This window comes from Pseudomonas sp. GL_117, assembly GCF_057835125.1.
Window position 1 is genome coordinate 1,651,570 of record NZ_CM174418.1, and the last position, 17,459, is coordinate 1,669,028.

At 62.3% G+C, this 17,459-nt stretch carries 16 protein-coding genes; 9 read left to right on the plus strand and 7 right to left on the minus strand.

All coding sequences use genetic code 11. The features are described from left to right. Positions 1–4: 4 nt before the first annotated feature. Positions 5–1,171, minus strand: a complete 1,167-nt coding sequence (locus AC3ISR_RS07385) for an MFS transporter (RefSeq protein ID WP_463984403.1) — start codon at positions 1,169–1,171, stop codon at positions 5–7. A 10-nt stretch (positions 1,172–1,181) separates the two neighbouring features. Then, positions 1,182–1,496 (minus strand): ArsR/SmtB family transcription factor, encoded by a 315-nt coding sequence (locus AC3ISR_RS07390; protein WP_192299266.1) that lies wholly within the window; start codon positions 1,494–1,496, stop codon positions 1,182–1,184. Between the two features lie 154 nt (positions 1,497–1,650). Here AC3ISR_RS07390 and AC3ISR_RS07395 point away from each other — a divergent pair, with 154 nt between their 5' ends. Next, a complete protein-coding gene (locus AC3ISR_RS07395; protein WP_192299265.1) occupies positions 1,651–2,235 on the plus strand; it encodes an acyl carrier protein phosphodiesterase in 585 nt (194 codons plus the stop codon). A 103-nt stretch (positions 2,236–2,338) separates the two neighbouring features. Here AC3ISR_RS07395 and AC3ISR_RS07400 read toward each other — a convergent pair whose 3' ends face one another. Next, positions 2,339–3,130, minus strand: coding sequence for a lysophospholipid acyltransferase family protein (locus tag AC3ISR_RS07400; protein WP_192299264.1), 792 nt, complete (start codon positions 3,128–3,130; stop codon positions 2,339–2,341). After that, positions 3,130–3,885 (minus strand): L-ornithine N(alpha)-acyltransferase, encoded by a 756-nt coding sequence (gene olsB / locus AC3ISR_RS07405; protein WP_105525131.1) that lies wholly within the window; start codon positions 3,883–3,885, stop codon positions 3,130–3,132. The genes AC3ISR_RS07400 and olsB overlap by 1 nt, the downstream gene beginning before the upstream one ends. Positions 3,886–4,072: 187 nt before the next feature. Here olsB and AC3ISR_RS07410 point away from each other — a divergent pair, with 187 nt between their 5' ends. From AC3ISR_RS07410 to AC3ISR_RS07425, 4 genes are all read left to right on the plus strand, one after another. Next, positions 4,073–5,146: a serine hydrolase domain-containing protein gene (locus AC3ISR_RS07410; protein ID WP_192299263.1), complete on the plus strand. Its 1,074-nt coding sequence runs from the start codon at positions 4,073–4,075 to the stop codon at positions 5,144–5,146. Further along, on the plus strand, positions 5,143–5,457 hold the full coding sequence (locus AC3ISR_RS07415; RefSeq protein WP_192299262.1) for an amidase: 315 nt from the start codon (positions 5,143–5,145) through the stop codon (positions 5,455–5,457). Before AC3ISR_RS07410 ends, AC3ISR_RS07415 begins: the two co-directional genes overlap by 4 nt. 220 nt (positions 5,458–5,677) lie before the next feature. After that, on the plus strand, positions 5,678–6,256 hold the full coding sequence (locus tag AC3ISR_RS07420) for a YceI family protein (protein WP_192299261.1): 579 nt from the start codon (positions 5,678–5,680) through the stop codon (positions 6,254–6,256). Positions 6,257–6,258: 2 nt separating this feature from the next. Then, the gene (locus AC3ISR_RS07425) at positions 6,259–7,416 is read left to right on the plus strand and encodes a phospholipase D-like domain-containing protein (RefSeq protein WP_463984404.1); all 1,158 of its coding nucleotides are present in this window, start codon (positions 6,259–6,261) and stop codon (positions 7,414–7,416) included. Positions 7,417–7,579: 163 nt separating this feature from the next. Here AC3ISR_RS07425 and bglX read toward each other — a convergent pair whose 3' ends face one another. Continuing rightward, positions 7,580–9,871, minus strand: coding sequence for a beta-glucosidase BglX (gene bglX, locus AC3ISR_RS07430; protein WP_192299259.1), 2,292 nt, complete (start codon positions 9,869–9,871; stop codon positions 7,580–7,582). A 225-nt stretch (positions 9,872–10,096) separates the two neighbouring features. On the opposite strand from bglX, the gene AC3ISR_RS07435 reads away from it, so the two are divergent. From AC3ISR_RS07435 to AC3ISR_RS07450, 4 genes are all read left to right on the plus strand, one after another. Further along, entirely contained in the window at positions 10,097–10,708 is a 612-nt protein-coding gene (locus tag AC3ISR_RS07435; RefSeq protein WP_192299258.1) for a LemA family protein, read from the plus strand. Between the two features lie 18 nt (positions 10,709–10,726). After that, complete coding sequence (locus AC3ISR_RS07440; RefSeq protein WP_192299257.1) at positions 10,727–11,452, plus strand: TPM domain-containing protein; 726 nt, start codon at positions 10,727–10,729, stop codon at positions 11,450–11,452. 28 nt (positions 11,453–11,480) lie between these two features. Beyond that, complete coding sequence (locus tag AC3ISR_RS07445; protein ID WP_192299256.1) at positions 11,481–12,098, plus strand: TPM domain-containing protein; 618 nt, start codon at positions 11,481–11,483, stop codon at positions 12,096–12,098. 201 nt (positions 12,099–12,299) lie between these two features. Beyond that, complete coding sequence (locus AC3ISR_RS07450) at positions 12,300–13,508, plus strand: class I SAM-dependent methyltransferase (RefSeq protein ID WP_463984405.1); 1,209 nt, start codon at positions 12,300–12,302, stop codon at positions 13,506–13,508. 118 nt (positions 13,509–13,626) lie between these two features. Here AC3ISR_RS07450 and AC3ISR_RS07455 read toward each other — a convergent pair whose 3' ends face one another. Continuing rightward, complete coding sequence (locus tag AC3ISR_RS07455; protein WP_463984406.1) at positions 13,627–14,526, minus strand: DMT family transporter; 900 nt, start codon at positions 14,524–14,526, stop codon at positions 13,627–13,629. Positions 14,527–14,788: 262 nt separating this feature from the next. Then, positions 14,789–17,362, minus strand: a complete 2,574-nt coding sequence (locus AC3ISR_RS07460; RefSeq protein ID WP_463984407.1) for a TonB-dependent receptor — start codon at positions 17,360–17,362, stop codon at positions 14,789–14,791. Positions 17,363–17,459: the final 97 nt, after the last annotated feature.

The window sequence follows — 17,459 nt, forward strand, 5'->3', positions numbered from 1 at the left end:
TTGATCAGTTGGTCACAGGGGCCAGGTCGGCATCGCCGTTCTGACGGAAAGTAATCAGGGTCACCAGCAGCGCGAGGATCGCCAGGGCACCGGCGGCCAATGGCACGCTGGTGAGGCCGAAACCGTGGGCGATCACGCTGCCGCCGACCCAGGCGCCAAGGGCGTTGCCGATGTTGAAGGCACCGATGTTCAAGGTGGACACCAGGTTCGGCGCGGCTTTGCCGAAGGTCACAACGTTGATCTGCAACGCAGGCACGGCGGCGAACGCGGCGGTGGCCCACAGGAACAAGGTGATTTCCGTCGGGATCACGGCGATGCTGGTCCAGCTCAGCGCGGTGGACACCACCGCCATGCTGATGAACACGCCGATCAGGGTTGCGGCCAGGCGTTTGTCCGCCAGCTTGCCGCCGACGATGTTGCCCAGGGTCAGGCCCAGGCCGATCAACAGCAGGGTCCAGGTCACGCCTTGGGGCGAGATGCCGGTGACGTCGCCCAACAGCGGCGCGACGTAGGTGAAGAGGGTGAACATCGACGCGGAGAACAGCGCAGTCATGGTCAGCGACAACCAGATACCAGCACCTTTAAGGGCCGCCAGTTCGGCACGCATGTCGAGTTTTTCTTCGTCACGCTTGGCCGGCAGGAAGCGGATCAGGCCGATCAGCGCGACCACACCAATCACGGTCACCGCCCAGAACGTCGAGCGCCAGCCGGCGGCCTGGCCCAACGCCGTACCCAACGGTACGCCCAGCACGTTGGCCAGGGTCAAGCCGGTGAACATCAATGCCACGGCCGATGCGCGCTTGTTGGCTGGCACCAGGTTGGCGGCGACCACCGAACCGATCCCGAAGAACGCGCCGTGGCACAGCGCGGTGACCACACGGGCAAACATCAGCACGTTGTAGTCGCTTGCCAGGGCGCAGAGCAGGTTGCCGACAATAAAGATGCCCATCAACGCTACCAGGGCGGCCTTGCGCGGCAGCTTGGCGGTGGCCAGTGCCATGAACGGCGCGCCAATGGCCACGCCCAGGGCGTAGCCGGTGACCAGCCAACCGGCGCCGGGGATCGACACACCGAGGTCCGCCGCCACATCGGGCAACAGGCCCATGATGACGAACTCGGTGGTGCCGATGGCGAAGGCGCTCAGGGCCAGTATGAGTAGCGAGAGGGGCATTGGGGTTCCTTTACAGCGGTGCGCTGAGTTCTGTAGTGAGCGCATCGAGGAACGCCTGGATGGTGTCCTCGTTGCGTTTGAAAAAGTGCCACTGCCCGGCCTTCTGGCTGCTGATCAAACCTGCGCGCTGCAAGGTCGCCAGGTGGGCCGACACGGTCGACTGGGACAAGCCGCAGCGTTGGTCGATCTGCCCGGCGCAGATGCCGTATTCGTGGTTGTGCAGTTGCTCGGGGAATTGCACTTTCGGGTCTTTCAGCCAGTTGAGGATGTCTCGCCGTACTGGGTGCGCCAGGGCTTTTATTATTTCGTCGAGGTCGATGGACATGGCAGGTGCTCGGTGTCTTGAAGCGTTATATCGCGATGAGGCGAACCTTAAATCGTTATATCCCGATATACCAATATGATTTTGCTCTGAGAACAGACCAAATCGATATATCGGGTTATAACGATACGTTGGCGGCAGTGCTAAACTGCGCGCCATGAATTATCTCGCACATCTGCACCTGGGCGGCCAACTTCCTGCGCAACTGCTGGGCAGCCTCTATGGCGACTTCGTCAAAGGCCGCCTGCAAGGCCAGTTCAGCCCGTCAATCGAGGCGGCGATCCAGCTGCATCGTTCCATCGACCGCTTTACCGACAGTCATCCATTGGTGGGGCAGGCGTTGTCGCGCTTCAGCCTGACCCGCCGGCGTTATGCCGGGATCGTCCTCGACGTATTTTTCGACCACTGCCTGGCGCGGGATTGGGCGCTGTATGCCGACCAGCCGCTGGAGCGCTTCACCTCGCAGGTGTACCGCGTGCTGGCGGCCGAGCCACAACTGCCGGGGCGGCTGGCGCAGATTGCGCCGTATATGGCGGCCGATGACTGGTTGGGTTCGTATCGTGAGTTTGCAGTGATGGAGCAGGTGCTGCGGGGGATTTCGCGGCGGTTGACGCAGCCTGAGGAACTCGGACATGCCATGCAGGAATTGCGGGTGTTGTATGAACCGCTGAGTGACGACTTCCGAGTGTTCTATCCACAGCTACAGGCTTTTGCACAAGCCCAACTGAACACTGAGATCTAAATGTGGGAGCTGGCTTGCCTGCGATGGCGGTCTGCCAGTTGATACATGTGTAGCTGACCCACCGCTATCGCAGGCAAGCCAGCTCTCACATTTTGAACTGTGTTCATGCTGCAAATGCAGGTCGAGCCTCTACCTCTTCCGCCTCTGGCACCGGCCCGAACAGCGCCTTCTGCACCGCCTGCTGCGCCTGATACGCCAGCGCCGCACGCTCCTGCCCGGCGCACGCAATCGGCTTGAGCAGATGAATTTCCACATCGCCCTGATCATTGGCAAACAAGCGCATCAGGTGCGAGAGCAAATCATCATCGCCAATGAACGGCGCCAATGCGTCCACCTGACCCTCGCGCAGATAGCGGATCGCTACAGGTTGTAGCGCCACATCCGCATCAATCGCACTGGCCAGCAAGCGCCCGTGAAAGGTGCGCAGGCTGCGCCCGTCGGTGGTGGTGCCTTCGGGGAACATCAACAGCGGGTGCTGTTGCTCCAGATGGCGGGTCATCTGCTTGCGAATCAACTGGCTGTCGCCCGAACCACGGCGAATGAACAAGCTGCCGGCCTTCGCCGCCAACCAACCGGCCACCGGCCAGGTGCGCACTTCGGCCTTGGACAGGAACGACATCGGGGCCACGGCGCCCAGCAATGGAATGTCGGTCCACGACACGTGATTGCTCACCCACAGCATCGGCTGGGTCGGCAGCTCACCGTGTACCGTTACGCGAAAGGGCAGGGCGTTGGTCAGCCGCGCCATGAAAAACCGCGACCAACGCTGGCGCCGCAGCATCGAATTGGCGATACCCAAGCGCTCGAACAGGCCAAACACACTGGCCATGCTCAAGCCCAGCGCCACCACCACCAGCACGCGGGCAATGCGCCCGTACACCCGCAGGCGGCTCATCACATGGCCGCCTTGAAGTGGCGGGCGTAGCGCGGGCACAAGTTATCGCGCTTGAGCAGGATGAACACGTCGGCCACCTGGAAGTCCTCGTCCCAGCACGGCTCGCCGCAGATCTTCGCACCCAGGCGCATGTAGGCCTTGAGCAGCGGTGGCATCTCCGCGATGACGTTGGACGGCAGGTCCAGCGCCGGCAATGGTTTTTTCGGTTCGGCACGCAGGTGTTCGTTGCACAGGTAGCGTTCGCGCAGGCGCTGCATGATCGCGTGGGCCTGGATGCCGCCGTCGTGCATCGGGATGCTCGCGCAGCCCATCAGGTAGCTGTAGCCGCCCTGGTTCAGCACTTCGGCCAACTCGCCCCACAATACGGCGATGGTGCCGCCGTTGCGGTAGGCCGGGTCGACGCAGGTGCGGCCGATTTCCAGGATCGGGCCTTGCAGGTGGAGCAAGCCATGCAAGCTGAATTCTTCTTCGCTGTAGAACCGACCCAAGGTGCTGGCGGCCGCGTGGTCGAGCAAGCGGGTGGTGGCGACCAAACGACCGCTGTTCAAGTCCCGCACGCCGATGTGGCTGCAGTGAACATCATAGTCATCCATGTCCAGACCCAGTTCCGCGCCTTTCAGCTTGGCGTTGAATTCGCCGCTGAACACGTTGAACCGCAAGGCCTGGGCTTCCTGCAATGCCTGCGCGCCAACCAGGCGTTCGGCTTGCAGACGGCGTTCATTGCCGGTGTCGCTGATGCGGGCGATCTGAGTCATGGCGAGTCTCCGAGTGCCGGCCACGATTTCGGCCGGTCGACTTTGTTGTCCAAACTCAGGCTATGGAGGCCCGGTGTCATCTCCATGAAGTTATGGTGACGCTTGGATGACAGGCTGCCCTGTCGCGAATCTGTCATTGCCCTGCGCTAGCCTCGCGGGCTTGAATGCCCCCCTTGAGTCCGCGTCCATGGTCAGAGGCCTGTTGTGTGTTGCCCTGCTGTCAGTCACCGTTACCGCCCACGCCGAAACCTGGCCTGCCAAGGAGTGGGCCAGGGGCTCGCAAATCGAAGGCCCCGCGCTCGATGCCTTGAACGCCTACGCATTTCCCCCGCGCGACGACGCCACCCGCCAAGGCATTCGCACCGATGCGCTGCTGGTGGTCCGTGATGGCGTGGTCATCTACGAACGCTACGCCGCGCCGACCACGGCCAGCACTGCGCACCTCACTTGGTCTGTGAGTAAAAGCCTGATGGCGACGGTGTTGGGCGTGGCCTACGGTGAAAACCGCTTCAAACTGACCGACCCGGCTGCGCGGTTTTATCCGCCGATGAAGCAGCACCCCACGGTGACGATGGCCGACCTGTTGCACTGGGCCTCGGGTCTGGACTGGCAGGAGGACTACGAATACGCCCCGCTGAAATCCTCGGTGGTGGCGATGCTCTACACCCGTGGCCATCGCGATATGGCTGAGTTCGCCGCCGACACCGACGCCGCCCACGCGCCGGGCCAGGTGTTCCGTTATTCCAGCGGCGACAGCAACATCCTGTCCGCCGCCCTCAAGGGCATGCTTGGCCACAAGGCTTACATGAGTTACCCGTGGGATGCGCTGTTCAAGCCGCTGGGCATTCACAACGCGACCTGGGAAACCGATGCCGATGAAACCTTTGTCGCCTCGTCCTACGCCTACCTCACTGCCCGCGACCTCGCGCGTGTCGGCCTGTTGATGGCGCGGGACGGTCGCTGGGGCGAGCAGCAGTTGCTGCCCAAGGAATGGATTGCCTTCAATCGCCAGGCGTTTGCCCACTACCAGGCCGGCCAGGATGAAGCCGTGCCGGGCGGGCACTGGTGGCTCAATCAAGGCGCCCAAAGGCCGTGGCCGGATGCGCCCGCCGATACCTTCGCCGCCCTGGGCCATTGGGGACAGGCGTTGTATGTGATGCCCGACGAACACTTGGTGATCGTGCGCTACGGCGATGATCGCGACGGCAGTTACCGCCACAACGAACTGCTCAAGCGCGTGCTCGCGGCGGTGCAGCCATGATCCGTGGTCGGCCGTTTACAAGCCTGTTGCTGCTGTTGTTGCTCGTGTTGCTGGGGTGGATCTGGCACGAGCGCGTCAACCTGCAAGCCTTTCCCGACATCATCGCGGCCTACACGGCGAAGGAGTATTGCTCGTGCCGGTATGTGGCGAACCATCCGGCGGAGTATTGCCGCGGGTATGTAAAGCAGTACGTGCCGGTCAGCGCATTCACCGACAACCCGGAACGCAGCGAAGTCACCGCCAGCGGGCTGGGCCGCACCCACAGCGCGCGCTGGCTCGGCGACCGCCTTGGCTGCCGCCTCAATCCCTGATACGCCTCATATCCCTTGTGGGAGCGGGCTTGCCCGCGAATGCGGTGGATCAGCCAGCAAGTCTGTATCTGACACACCGCCTTCGCGGGCAAGCCCGCTCCCACACAAGCCCGCTCCCACACAAGCGCCACTCCACACAAACCCGTGCCCAGATTGGATTTGCGCCGCTTGTGACATTGCGCTTAAGGTTCGTGCAGGTTTTTCTCCCTACGAGTCTTTAATGCTGATCAAACCCCTGGCCTTCGCTCTGTTGGCCGCCGCTGCCGTGCCTGCCCATGCCGACTGGTATCTGGATAACGAATCCTCACGCCTGTCCTTCGTCACAAGCAAAAACGCCGACATCGCCGAAGTGCAGCGCTTTCTGGTGCTGCATGGCAAAGTCGACGGCAACGGGGCGGCGCAGGTCGAAGTGGAGCTGGAGTCGATCAACAGCGGCATTCCGTTGCGCGATGAGCGTATGCGCAATGACCTGTTCGAAATCAAGACCTTTCCCGACGCGCTGATCAACGCGCAGATCAACCTGCAACCCATCAATGACCTGGCCCCCGGCGCGCAATTGGAACTGCGCTTGCCGCTGCGCGTCACCCTGCATGGCAAGACCCAGACCTACAACGCCGAACTGCTCGCCACGCGCCTGGATGACCGGCGCTTCCAGGTCGTGACCCTGGAGCCGGTGGTGATGCATGCCGAGGACTTCGATTTGATGCCCGGTGTGGCAGCGTTGCGTAAGGCGGCCGGTTTGGCGTCGATCAGCTTGTCGGTGCCGGTGGGTGCGGTGCTGATCTTTACGGCGCGCTGACCGTGGGCGGCGCAGTGTTCCCGTGGCGCGGCGCCAACCGCTTCGAGTTGTTGATCGACGGGCCGAATTTCTTCCCGCAGATGCTGGTGGAGATTGCCCGTGCCGAGCGGCAGGTTGAACTGGAGTTGTACCTGGTGGAAGCCGGCGCCTGTGCCGAGGCCATGGTGCAGGCGTTGGTGCTTGCCGCTGAACGGGGTGTGCGGGTGCGCTGCCTGTTTGATGACTACGGCAGCCTGGCGTTTACCCTCGGGCTGCGCAAACGCCTGACCGATGCCGGTGTGGAACTGCGTTTCTACAATCGCCTGAGCTGGCGGCGCTGGATGCGCAACCTGTACCGCGACCACCGCAAACTGCTGCTGGTGGACCAGGGCTGCGCCTTCGTCGGCGGCACCGGTGTTACCGATGAATTCTGGAACCCGGGCCACGACACGGCCGACTGGCACGAAGTGATGGTGCAGATCAGCGGCCCGCTGGTGCAGGACTGGCAGGCGCTGTTCGACCGCCAATGGCACGCCAACGCCGCCCGCCGCGAATGGAAACCCGCGACCCGTTTCGGCTTGCCGCGCTTACCCAGAACGCCCGCCACCGGGCCGGGGCTGGGACGTGTTGCATACGCCGACGCCCGCCAGCATCGGGATATTCTGCAATCGCTGATCCGCGCCTTGAACGGCGGCCAGCAACGTATCTGGCTGGCGACCCCGTACTTCCTGCCGACCTGGGGCGTGCGCCGCGCATTGCGCCGGGCGGCAGGGCGCGGGGTGGATGTGCGCTTGCTGCTGACCGGCCCGCGCACCGACCATCCGTCCGTGCGCTATGCCGGGCACCGGTATTACCCGCGCCTGCTGCGCTCGGGGGTGCAGATCTTTGAATACCAGCCATGCTTTTTGCACTTGAAGATGGTGCTGGTGGACGATTGGGTCAGTGTCGGCTCGTGCAACTTCGATCACTGGAACCTGCGCTTCAACCTAGATGCCAACCTGGAAGCGTTGGACCCAGAGTTGACGCAAGCGGTGGCGGGCAGTTTCGAGCGGGATTTTGCCCAGAGCCTGGCGGTCAGCCTGGAGGCGTGGAAGTCGCGGCCGTTGTGGCGGCGAGTGAAGCAGCGGGTGTGGGGGTGGATTGATCGGTTGGTGGTCAACGTGCTCAACCGACGCGGTTAACCAGACCAACTCGATCTGAATGTGGGAGCTGGCTCATGTGGGAGCCGGGCTTGCCCGCGATGCAGGAACCTTGGTGTATCAGTCATACCGAGGTGATGCGATCGCAGGCAAGCCAGCTCCCACATGAGCCAGCTCCTACACTGACTGCATTTACAGCTTTGGATCAGAGCAGCTCAAAGGTCTGCTGCTGCACATCCTGGGAATCCAACCCGATCTGCACATTGAACTCACCCGGTTCCGCCGCGAACTTGAGCTGGGTGTTGTAGAACTTCAAGTCGTCCTCGGTGATGCTGAAGTGCAGCGTGCGTTCTTCGCCAGCCTTGAGCAGCACCTTCTGGAAGTTCTTCAGCTCCTTGATCGGGCGGATCATCGAACCGGCCACGTCCTGGATATACAGCTGCACCACGGTTTCGCCGTCGACCTTGCCGGTGTTTTTCAGCGTGATGCTGGCATCAAGCTTGCCGGTCTTGTTCAAGGTGGTGGACGACAACGCCATGTCCGACAGGCTGAACGTGGTGTAGCTCAGGCCATACCCAAACGGGAACAAGGGCCCGGTGGTGTCATCGAAGTACTGCGAGGTGTAGTTGCCCGGCTTGCCCGGCGTGAACGGCCGGCCGATGGTCAGGTGGTTGTAGTAGGTCGGAATCTGCCCCACCGAACGTGGGAACGTAATCGGCAGCTTGCCCGATGGGTTGTAGTCACCAAACAGCACGTCGGCGATGGCGTTGCCACCCTCGGTGCCGGCGAACCAGGTTTCCAGGATCGCGTCGGCCTGCTGGTTCTCTTCGAGAATCGACAACGGGCGGCCGTTCATCAGCACCAGCACCAGCGGCTTGCCGGTGGCTTTCAGCGCCTTGATCAGGTCGCGCTGGCTCTGCGGGATGTTCAGGTCGGTGCGGCTGGAGGATTCGTGGGACATGCCACGGGACTCACCCACCGCTGCCACGATCACATCGGCATTCCTGGCGGCTTTCACCGCTTCGTCGATCAACACTTGCGGTGCGCGCTTGTCGTCCACCACTTCCGGGGCATCGAAGTTGAGGAAGTTGAGGTAGTCGACCACGGCCTTGTCGTTGGTGATGTTGGCGCCGCGGGCATAGATCACTTTGCCTTTTTCGCCGATCACCGCGTTCAGACCGTCCAGCAGGGTCACCGATTGCGCCGGGCGCCCGGCGGCGGCCCAACTGCCCATCATGTCGATCGGTGCCTTGGCCAGCGGGCCGACCAGGGCGATGGTCGCGGATTTTTTCAGTGGCAGGGTGTTGTTCTGGTTTTTCAGCAAGACCAGGCTGCGACGGGCAATATCACGCGCCTCGGCGCGGTGCAGGCGACTGTCGGCATAGGTGTCGGCCGGGTCATCCTCAGCCTTGCCGATGCGCAGGTACGGGTCCTTGAACAGGCCCATGTCGTACTTGGCGCCGAGTACTTCGCGCACGGCGTTGTCGATGTCGCTCTGTTCGATCTCGCCGGACTTGAGCAGCCCTGGCAATTCCTTGCCGTACAGCGAGTCGTTCATGCTCATGTCGATACCGGCCTTGATTGCCAGCTTGGCGGCTTCACGCCCATCCTTGGCCACGCCGTGCTTGATCAGTTCGAAGATCGCACCGTGGTCGCTCACGGCCAGGCCCTTGAAGCCCCAGTCCTTGCGCAGCAGGTCGTTCATCAGCCAGGTGTTGGCGGTGGCGGGCACGCCGTTGATCGAGTTCAGCGCCACCATCACACCGCCGGAACCGGCCTTGATTGCCGCGTGGTACGGCGGCAGGTAGTCCTGGTACATCTTGACCGGGCTCATGTCGACCACGTTGTAGTCGCGCCCGCCTTCCACCGCGCCGTACAGGGCGAAGTGCTTGACGCTGGCCATGAGGCTGTCGGCATTCGCGGGGCTGGTGCCCTGGAACGCCTTGACCATCACTTCGGCAATCCGCGAAACCAGGTAGGTGTCTTCGCCGAAACCTTCGGAGGTACGGCCCCAGCGCGGGTCGCGGGAGATGTCGACCATCGGCGCAAAGGTAATGTCGAGGCTGTCGGCTGCGGCTTCCTGGGCGGCGATGCGCCCGGAGCGGTGGATCGCGTCCATGTCCCAGCTGGAGGCCAGTGCCAGGCTGATCGGGAAGATAGTGCGGTGGCCGTGGATCACGTCATAGGCGAAGAACATCGGGATCTTCAGGCGGCTGCGCATCGCCGCGTCCTGCATCGGACGGTTTTCCGGGCGGGTGATCGAGTTGAAGGTGCCACCGATGCGACCGGCGGCGATTTCCTTGCGGATCAGCTCGCGGGGCATTTCGGGGCCGATGCTGATCAGGCGCAATTGGCCGATCTTCTCATCGAGGGTCATCTGCCTGAGCAGGTCGCTGACGAAGGCGTCCTTGTCTTTAAGCGCAGCAGGCTTTGTTTCTGCCCATACGGGGTGACTGGCCAGAGTGGCAACAAGGCCGAGCAAACACAGCTTTTTCATGAATATCCTTTTTCGGCTCACTGCACAGCGAAAATGCGCTGTTCTGCCAAAATGTGGGGAGCGTACGTTGTTGTTCGAGTGTTATACCGACAAATGCCGCACACTTCGGAACTCTTGTTTGCGGTGGGCATCTTTTTAGCTGATTGATTCGATGCAATCCAGTCGTGGTAGCGGATTATGCCTCACGGTTGCCAAATTCCATCAAAGTTCGCCAGGAGAAACACCATGCAAGCAGCACAGGGTTACCGCTGGGGCTTGAAAGCCGCGGCATTGTTATTGATCAGCAGCGTGCTCAGCGGTTGCGGCATCAACAATATTCCGACACTGGACGAACAGGCCAAAGCCGCCTGGGGCCAGGTGCAGAACCAGTACCAACGGCGTGCCGACCTGATCCCCAACCTGGTGGAAGTGGTCAAGGGCTACGCCGCCCATGAGCAGGACACCCTCACCGCGGTGATCGAAGCGCGGGCCAAGGCCACCTCGATCCAGGTGGATGCCAGCACCCTCGACAACCCGGAAAAACTCAAGCAGTTCCAGCAAGCCCAGGACGGTTTGAGCGGCGCCCTCAGCCGCCTGATGGTGGTGTCCGAGCGCTATCCGGACCTCAAGGCCAACCAGAACTTCCTGGCCCTGCAATCCCAGCTTGAAGGCACCGAAAACCGCATCGCCGTGGCGCGCCGCGACTTTATCCAGGCGGTGCAGGCCTACAACACTGAGATCCGCACCTTCCCGGGCCGGCTGTGGCACAGCGTGATGTACAGCGACTTGCCGATCCGCGCCTCGTTTGAAGCCACCAGCGCCGACGCCGATAAAGCGCCGCAAGTGAAGTTCAAGTAAAGCTGCACTGAGGTGTCGATGCGTTTACTAAGGATAGGCCTGGCGCTGTGGCTGTTGGCTTGCGTGGGCGCGGCCCAGGCGGCGCTGACATTCCCGGCGCTGACCGGGCGGGTGGTCGATAACGCCCAGATGCTCGACGCGCCCACGCGCGAGCGGCTGACCCAGCAATTGCAGGCGCTGGAGCAGACCTCGGGCGACCAGATCGTGGTGGTCACCGTGCCCGACCTGCAAGGCGTGCCCATTGAAGACTTCGGTTACCAATTGGGCCGCCACTGGGGCATCGGCCAGAAGGGCAAGGACAACGGCGCACTGCTGATCGTCGCCCGCGATGAGCGCAAATTGCGCATCGAAGTCGGCTACGGCCTGGAAGGTGTGCTCACCGATGCGCAAGCGTGGGTGATCATCAACCAGGTGATCGCACCGAAGTTCAAGGCTGGTAACTTCAGCCAGGGCATCAGCGACGGCGTGGCGGCGATGCTGCAGGTGGTGGGCGGCGAACCGCTGGCCGTGCCGGCGCATGTGGCGGATGCCAACTTTGCCAAGGATAATCCCGGGTTTTCCATTGGCTTATTTATCCTGCTGATCGGCGTGTTGTGGTTGTGCAATCGCCTGGGCCTGCCGGTGGGCGCGATTCTGCTGGCGATTCTCAGCAGCAGCGGCCGTGGTGGTGGCGGCGGTGGTGGCGGCGGTTTCCGTGGCGGCGGTGGTGGTTTCGGCGGCGGTGGGGCTTCGGGCGGCTGGTGATGATAATAATGAGAGAGCAACGATAACCATGGCATTACTGACTGAACACGAGCAGCGCCAAGTCGCCGAAGCCATCGCCCGCGTGGAGAAAACCACCGACGCGGAACTGGTGACGGTACTGGCGGCCCGCGCCGACGATTACGCCTACATCCCGCTGTTGTGGGCCAGTCTGATCGCGCTGGTGGTGCCCGGCGTGGTGCATTACCTGTCGGGCTACATGACCATGTACACCTTGCTGCTGGCGCAGTGGGCGACGTTCATCGTGTTGTGCCTGGTGTTCCGCTTGCCCAAGGTCACCACGCGCTTGATCCCGCGTTCGGTGCGCCATTGGCGCGCATCCAACCTGGCGCGCCGACAGTTCCTGGAGCAGAACCTGCACCACACCCTGGGCAGCACCGGCGTGCTGATTTTTGTCAGCGAGGCGGAGCGGTATGTGGAGATCCTGGTGGATGACGGGATTTCCAAGCGCCTGGATGACAGCAGCTGGAATGCCATCGTGCAGGCGTTTACCCAACAGGTGAAGCAGGGGCAGACGCTGGCGGGCTTTATCGACTGCATCGAAGCGTGTGGTGAGTTGTTGAAGGTGCATGTGCCGGTGACGCAAACCCGCAATGAATTGCCCAATCGCCTGATCGTGCTCAACTAAAAATGTGGGAGCGGGCTTGCTCGCGAATGCGGTGTGTCAGTCAACAGATTCATTGTCTGATCCACCGCATTCGCGAGCAAGCCCGCTCCCACATTGGGTGTTGTGTCGGCAATACAATTACCGTTAGTCAAATAACCCCGTGCCCTGAAGCCCCGTCCCCCCTAAAATGCCCGGCATTCCCAGCCCGAGGCGTTTTTGTTCATGTCTGTCACCGCTCAACCTGTCAGCGACCACCACGCCCAGTTCATCGAACTGCTCGGCACAAGCCTCACGCAGAACGCCTTTATCAAGCTGGTGCTGGCCAAGTACGTCGGTGACGAAGCCGAGTTGCAGCGCCTGATCATCAAGGCGGTGACGGTCAAGGAGCAGGCGTGCCTGTCCTTCGTCTATCGCTATAAAACCCGCGACATCACCAAGAACTTCCCCGTGGCCGAGGGCGTGGCGACGATTGCCGCGCTGCTGCCGGCGCAGTTCAAGAACGCGCACTTACTGTCGTTGACCGACGAAGCCCAGCTGGAATACAGCAAGAAGAACAAAAGCTCGCTGTTCAAAAGCAAGCCGCAGCAACTGCGCGAGGCGCCGAGCGCCGAGCACAACCGTGAGAAGAATCGCTTCCTCGACCTCAGCCGGCCATTCCTCGCTGACCTGGGCGTGACCGACGCCAAGCAGGCGCTGATCCCGTCGATGTCGCGCAAGTGGAAGCAGATCAACAAGTTCATCGAAGTGTTCAGCCATGCGCTGACCAGCTCACCGCTCAAACTGGACCGCCCGGTGCGCGTCGCCGATTTCGGCTCGGGCAAGGGTTACCTGACCTTCGCCATCCACGATTACCTGCGCAACACCCTCAAGGCCGAAGGCGAGGTGACGGGCGTCGAGTTGCGCGAAGACATGGTGACGTTGTGCAACAGCGCCGCCGCGCGCCTGGAACATCCGGGGCTGGTGTTCAAATGTGGCGATGTGCGCAGCGTGGCGCCGAGCGAACTGGACGTGATGATCGCTCTGCACGCCTGCGACATCGCCACCGACTATGCGATCCACACCGGCATCCGTTCCGGCGCGTCGATCATCATGTGCTCGCCGTGCTGCCACAAGCAGATCCGCCTGCAGATCCAGAGCCCGGCGCTGTTGAAGCCGATGCTGCAATACGGCTTGCACCTGGGGCAGCAGGCCGAGATGGTGACCGACAGCTTGCGTGCGTTGTTCCTCGAAGCGTGCGGGTATGAAACCAAGGTGTTTGAATTCATCTCGTTGGATCACACCAACAAAAACAAGATGATTCTGGCGGTCAAGCGTGAGCAGCCGCTGGATAACGCGCAGTTGCTGGAAAAAATCCAGGAGCTGAAGGCGTTCTACCACATCACCGAACACTGCCTGGAAACCCTGCTGAGTGCGGATGGCTACCTGAACTGAACAGCTATCCCCTGTGGGAGTGGGCTTGTGTGGGAGCGGGCTTGCTCGCGAACGCGGTGGATCAGTTTAAAAATGTGTGACTGACACACCGCATTCGCGAGCAAGCCCGCTCCCACATTTAGACCGTGTCTGGCTTGAGAGCAGGCGCAGGCTGCACCGAAGTCTTGCGCCCCAGCATCACCGTCACAATCACCCCACAGGCAAACACCCAGGTAATCGGCTCAATGTGTTCGCCAAAGAACAATGCCGAAAACGCGATGGTGAAGAAGATCTGCAACAGCTGAATCTGGCTGACCCGCGCAATGCCGCCCATGGCCAACCCGGCGTACCAGGCGAAGAACCCCAGGAACTGCGAGAACAGCGACACATACCCAAACGCCCTCCACGCACGCATCGACACCGCGCCTTGATGCTGCGCCGCCAAGTACCACACCGGGCCGATCAACAGCGGCGTCGACAGCACCAGCGCCCAGCAGATCACCTGCCAGCCGCCCATCTCCTTGGCCAGGCGGCCACCTTCGGCATACCCGAGTCCGCCCACGGCGATGGCGCCGAGCATCAGCAAGTCGCCCGCCTGGATACTGCCCGCGCCGGTGATCAAGGCATAACTCAACACCAGCCCACTGCCCAGCGCCGCGCAGGCCCAGAAGGCTTTTGACGGCCGCTCGTGGGACAGCCACGCCGCATACAGCGCCACACACAGCGGTTGCAGGCCGTTGACCAGCGCGCCGTGGGACGCCGGCAGGGTTTGCATGGCCCACGCCGACAGCACCGGAAAGCCCAGGATCACCCCGGCAATCACCAGGCACAGCCCGCGCACCTGGCGCCAGCTCGGCCACTGTTCACGGCGCCACAGCAACAACGCTGCCGCCGGGATCGCCGCGAACAACGCACGGCCGAGGCCGTTGAGCAACGGGTGGATTTCCTGCACCACGATGCGGGTGAAGGGCAGGGTCAGACTGAAGATGATGACGCCCAGCAGGCCAAGGGCCATGCCGGTGTTTTCGCGCGAGCTCATGGAGTGGGACCGAAATCGATAGGGCTTCAAGGGAAGCCCATCTAGCCACAACCCCCGCCGATCAAGGGCCTACAGCTGGGTGCGGATTTATCCGTACAGTTGCATGCTGGAGGAACCGGGTTTGTGTAGGGAACTGGGCTTGGGTGGGAGCCGGGCTTGCCCGCGATGCAGGCACCTCGGTATGCCTGTTGCACCGAGGTGATGCTATCGCAGGCAAGCCAGCTCCCACAAAAGCCAGCTCCCACTCGACCGGCTCGCTCGGTTAGAAGAACCGCGTAATGCTGATCTTCGCGTTGCGCCCTTCGCTGTAGGCGCGGTCGCCGCTGAGTGCCGGGCGGTAGTTGTTGTTGAGCAGGTTATCGACGGTGAAGTTGACCTCGGTGCCTTTCAGGCCGGCTTGCTGCGGCTTCCAGTTGGCGAACAGGCCCATGCTGGCGTAGTCGTCGTTGGCGTATTGGTCGTAGAACGTGTCGCCCACGCTGCTGTTGAAGCCGCCGGAGTATTTGTCGCTGGGCAGGCGGTCGGTCTTGCGCACGAACTGCGCGGTCCAGCCGACCTGCGCGTCCCACGCCGGGATCTTGTTGCCCATCATCAGCACCCATTTGGCCGGTGGAATATCTCGCGCGTACACGTGGGTGCTGGTGGCCCACGGGTTGGTGTAGGGGTTGTCGCGTTTGCCGGTGGCCCAGGAGTAGGTCACCGAGCCGAACACGTAAGTCGAGTCGTAATAGGCTTCCAGCTCGAAGCCCTTGATGGTCATGCCACCGACGTTGCGGTAGTTGGTCTTGGCCGCCATGTCGGCGCTGGTGCAGACGCTGTCGATGGTGCCGGACACGCTGTTTTGCCGGTCGCAGCCGATGCCCGTGGCCTTGAAGATTTCGTCTTCGATGCGGTTATGGAACAGCGTGGTGCGCAGTTGCAGGTTGTCGCCATGGCCGATGAGGTTGGAGAAGTTGGTGACGTTACCCGCCGTGATCGCCGTGATGCGCTCCGGCTTGAGGTTGAGGCTGGTGGACGTGCGGCTGCCGAGGCCTTGCACTTCGTATTGTTCGTCGATCACCGGGGCGCGCCAGGTTTTGTTCCAGCTGGCGAACATCGCCACATCCGGGGTGATGGCCCAGTAGGCGGCCAGGCGCGGCGACCAACCTGTGTAGGTTTTGTCGCTGTAGTCGTGGCCGATGCTGGGATCGGGGTTGCTGTAGTACGGCGCGTCGTTGGCTTCGCCGCGGTTGCGCACATGGTCATAGCGCAGGGACGGGGTGATGGTCACGTCGCCGATCGTCACCGCGTCCTGCACGTAGAACGAATGGGTGTCGACTTTGCCGTGGGGCATGAAGTACGGCTGGAAATGCCCGTAGTTGTACTTGGCGGTGTTGTAGGTGGCGCCCGGCATCCAGCTTTCGGTTTCACGCTTGTGCTTGCGGATCTGCACGCCGGTGGTCAGCGCGTGTTCCAGCGGCCCGGTGTTGAACAGGCTGGTGTTGCGCAACTCCAGGATCTTGTCGCCGTAGGCAGTGTCCATCTTGCGCCCGCCGGTGGCCAGGCTGAACGAGGCGTCCTCGTTGCGCTCGTCGGTCTGGTCGGTGCGGGACACCGAGTAGCTGAGCTTCAAGTCGATCAGCGGGTTGTCCAGCGGCTGGTAGAGGTACTTGCCGGAGTAGGTGGTGTCGACGGTGGTGCGGTTGGCCAGGAAGCGCTTCAGTGCGCCCTCGTAGCCATAGCGGTCGATGGCCGATTGCAGCGGCGGTGTGGGATAGCTTTTGGCCGAGAACGGCGTCCAGCGCTCGCTGCTCGCGCGCGAGTACGACAACCCCATGCTGTGTTCATCGGTGAAGTGCGCGTTGACCTTGAACAGCTTGCCGTCCACATCCTGGGCGCTGTTGGGCAGGCGCTTGGGGTTGATCGGGAACTTGTTGTCGGGATCGGGCGGGGTGCCGGCCAGTTTCATGTCGCCGCCGTCGCGCTGGGTCAGGTAGGCGAGCGCATCGAAGCGGCCGTCGTCGGTGCGGCCGTAGACGGCTGAGCTATAGACCTGCTCGTGGTCGTTGCTGGCGTAGCCGTACTTGAGCATGGCGCCGGCGTCGCGGCCGTCTTCCAGCAGGTCGGGGGCGTCCTTGGTTTCCATGATGATCGAGCCGCCAAAGCCGCCGTTGCCGGTGAAGGCCGAGTAGGGGCCTTTCTCCACTTCGACGCTCTTGATCAGCTCGGGCTCGATAAACACCGTGCCTTGCTGGTAGCGCTCAAAACCGCTCTTGGTCGCGCCATCCACCGACATCGGTACGTCTTCGGCCTCGCCGAAGCCGCGAATGTTGATGGTCTGCCCGCCCGGCTTGGACGAGCCGCCCATGAACACACCAGGCAGGGTCTGCAACAGCGATGGGATGTTGTTGGGCTGGTAGCGGTCGATGTCGGCCTGGCGCAGGGTTGAGCGGCCGACGGTGGTGGAGTCGACCTTGTTGCCGGTGCCGATCACGCTCAGGGCATCCAGTTGCACGGCGCCGCTGTTGGTGGTCTTGGGGTCTTCGGGCTTGACCACGTAGGTGCTGCCGACCCTGATCAGGGTAAATTCACCGTTTTTGAGCAGGGTGCGAATGGCCACTTCCGGGGTGAAGTCGCCGTCGAGCGCTGGCGCCTGCACGTTCTTGAGCAGCGTTTCATCGAACAGCAGCTGGATTTTAGCCTGCTGCGCCACTTGGCTCAGAGACGTGGCCAGCGCCTGGGCGGGCAGTTGCAGCTTGAGCGAATCCGCCTGGGCGCTGAGGCTGAACGCCAGGCAACTGGCGATGAGGGTCGGTCGAAGAAACAGGTGCGAAGCGTGGCAAGGCGCGCGAAACATGAAATCCCCCGGTGCGGCTAACTAGCCAAAAGGTGTGCGTATCAAATGCAGACCGGAGGGAGACGGGGCAGGTAAATAAATCCACACCTGCGAATGA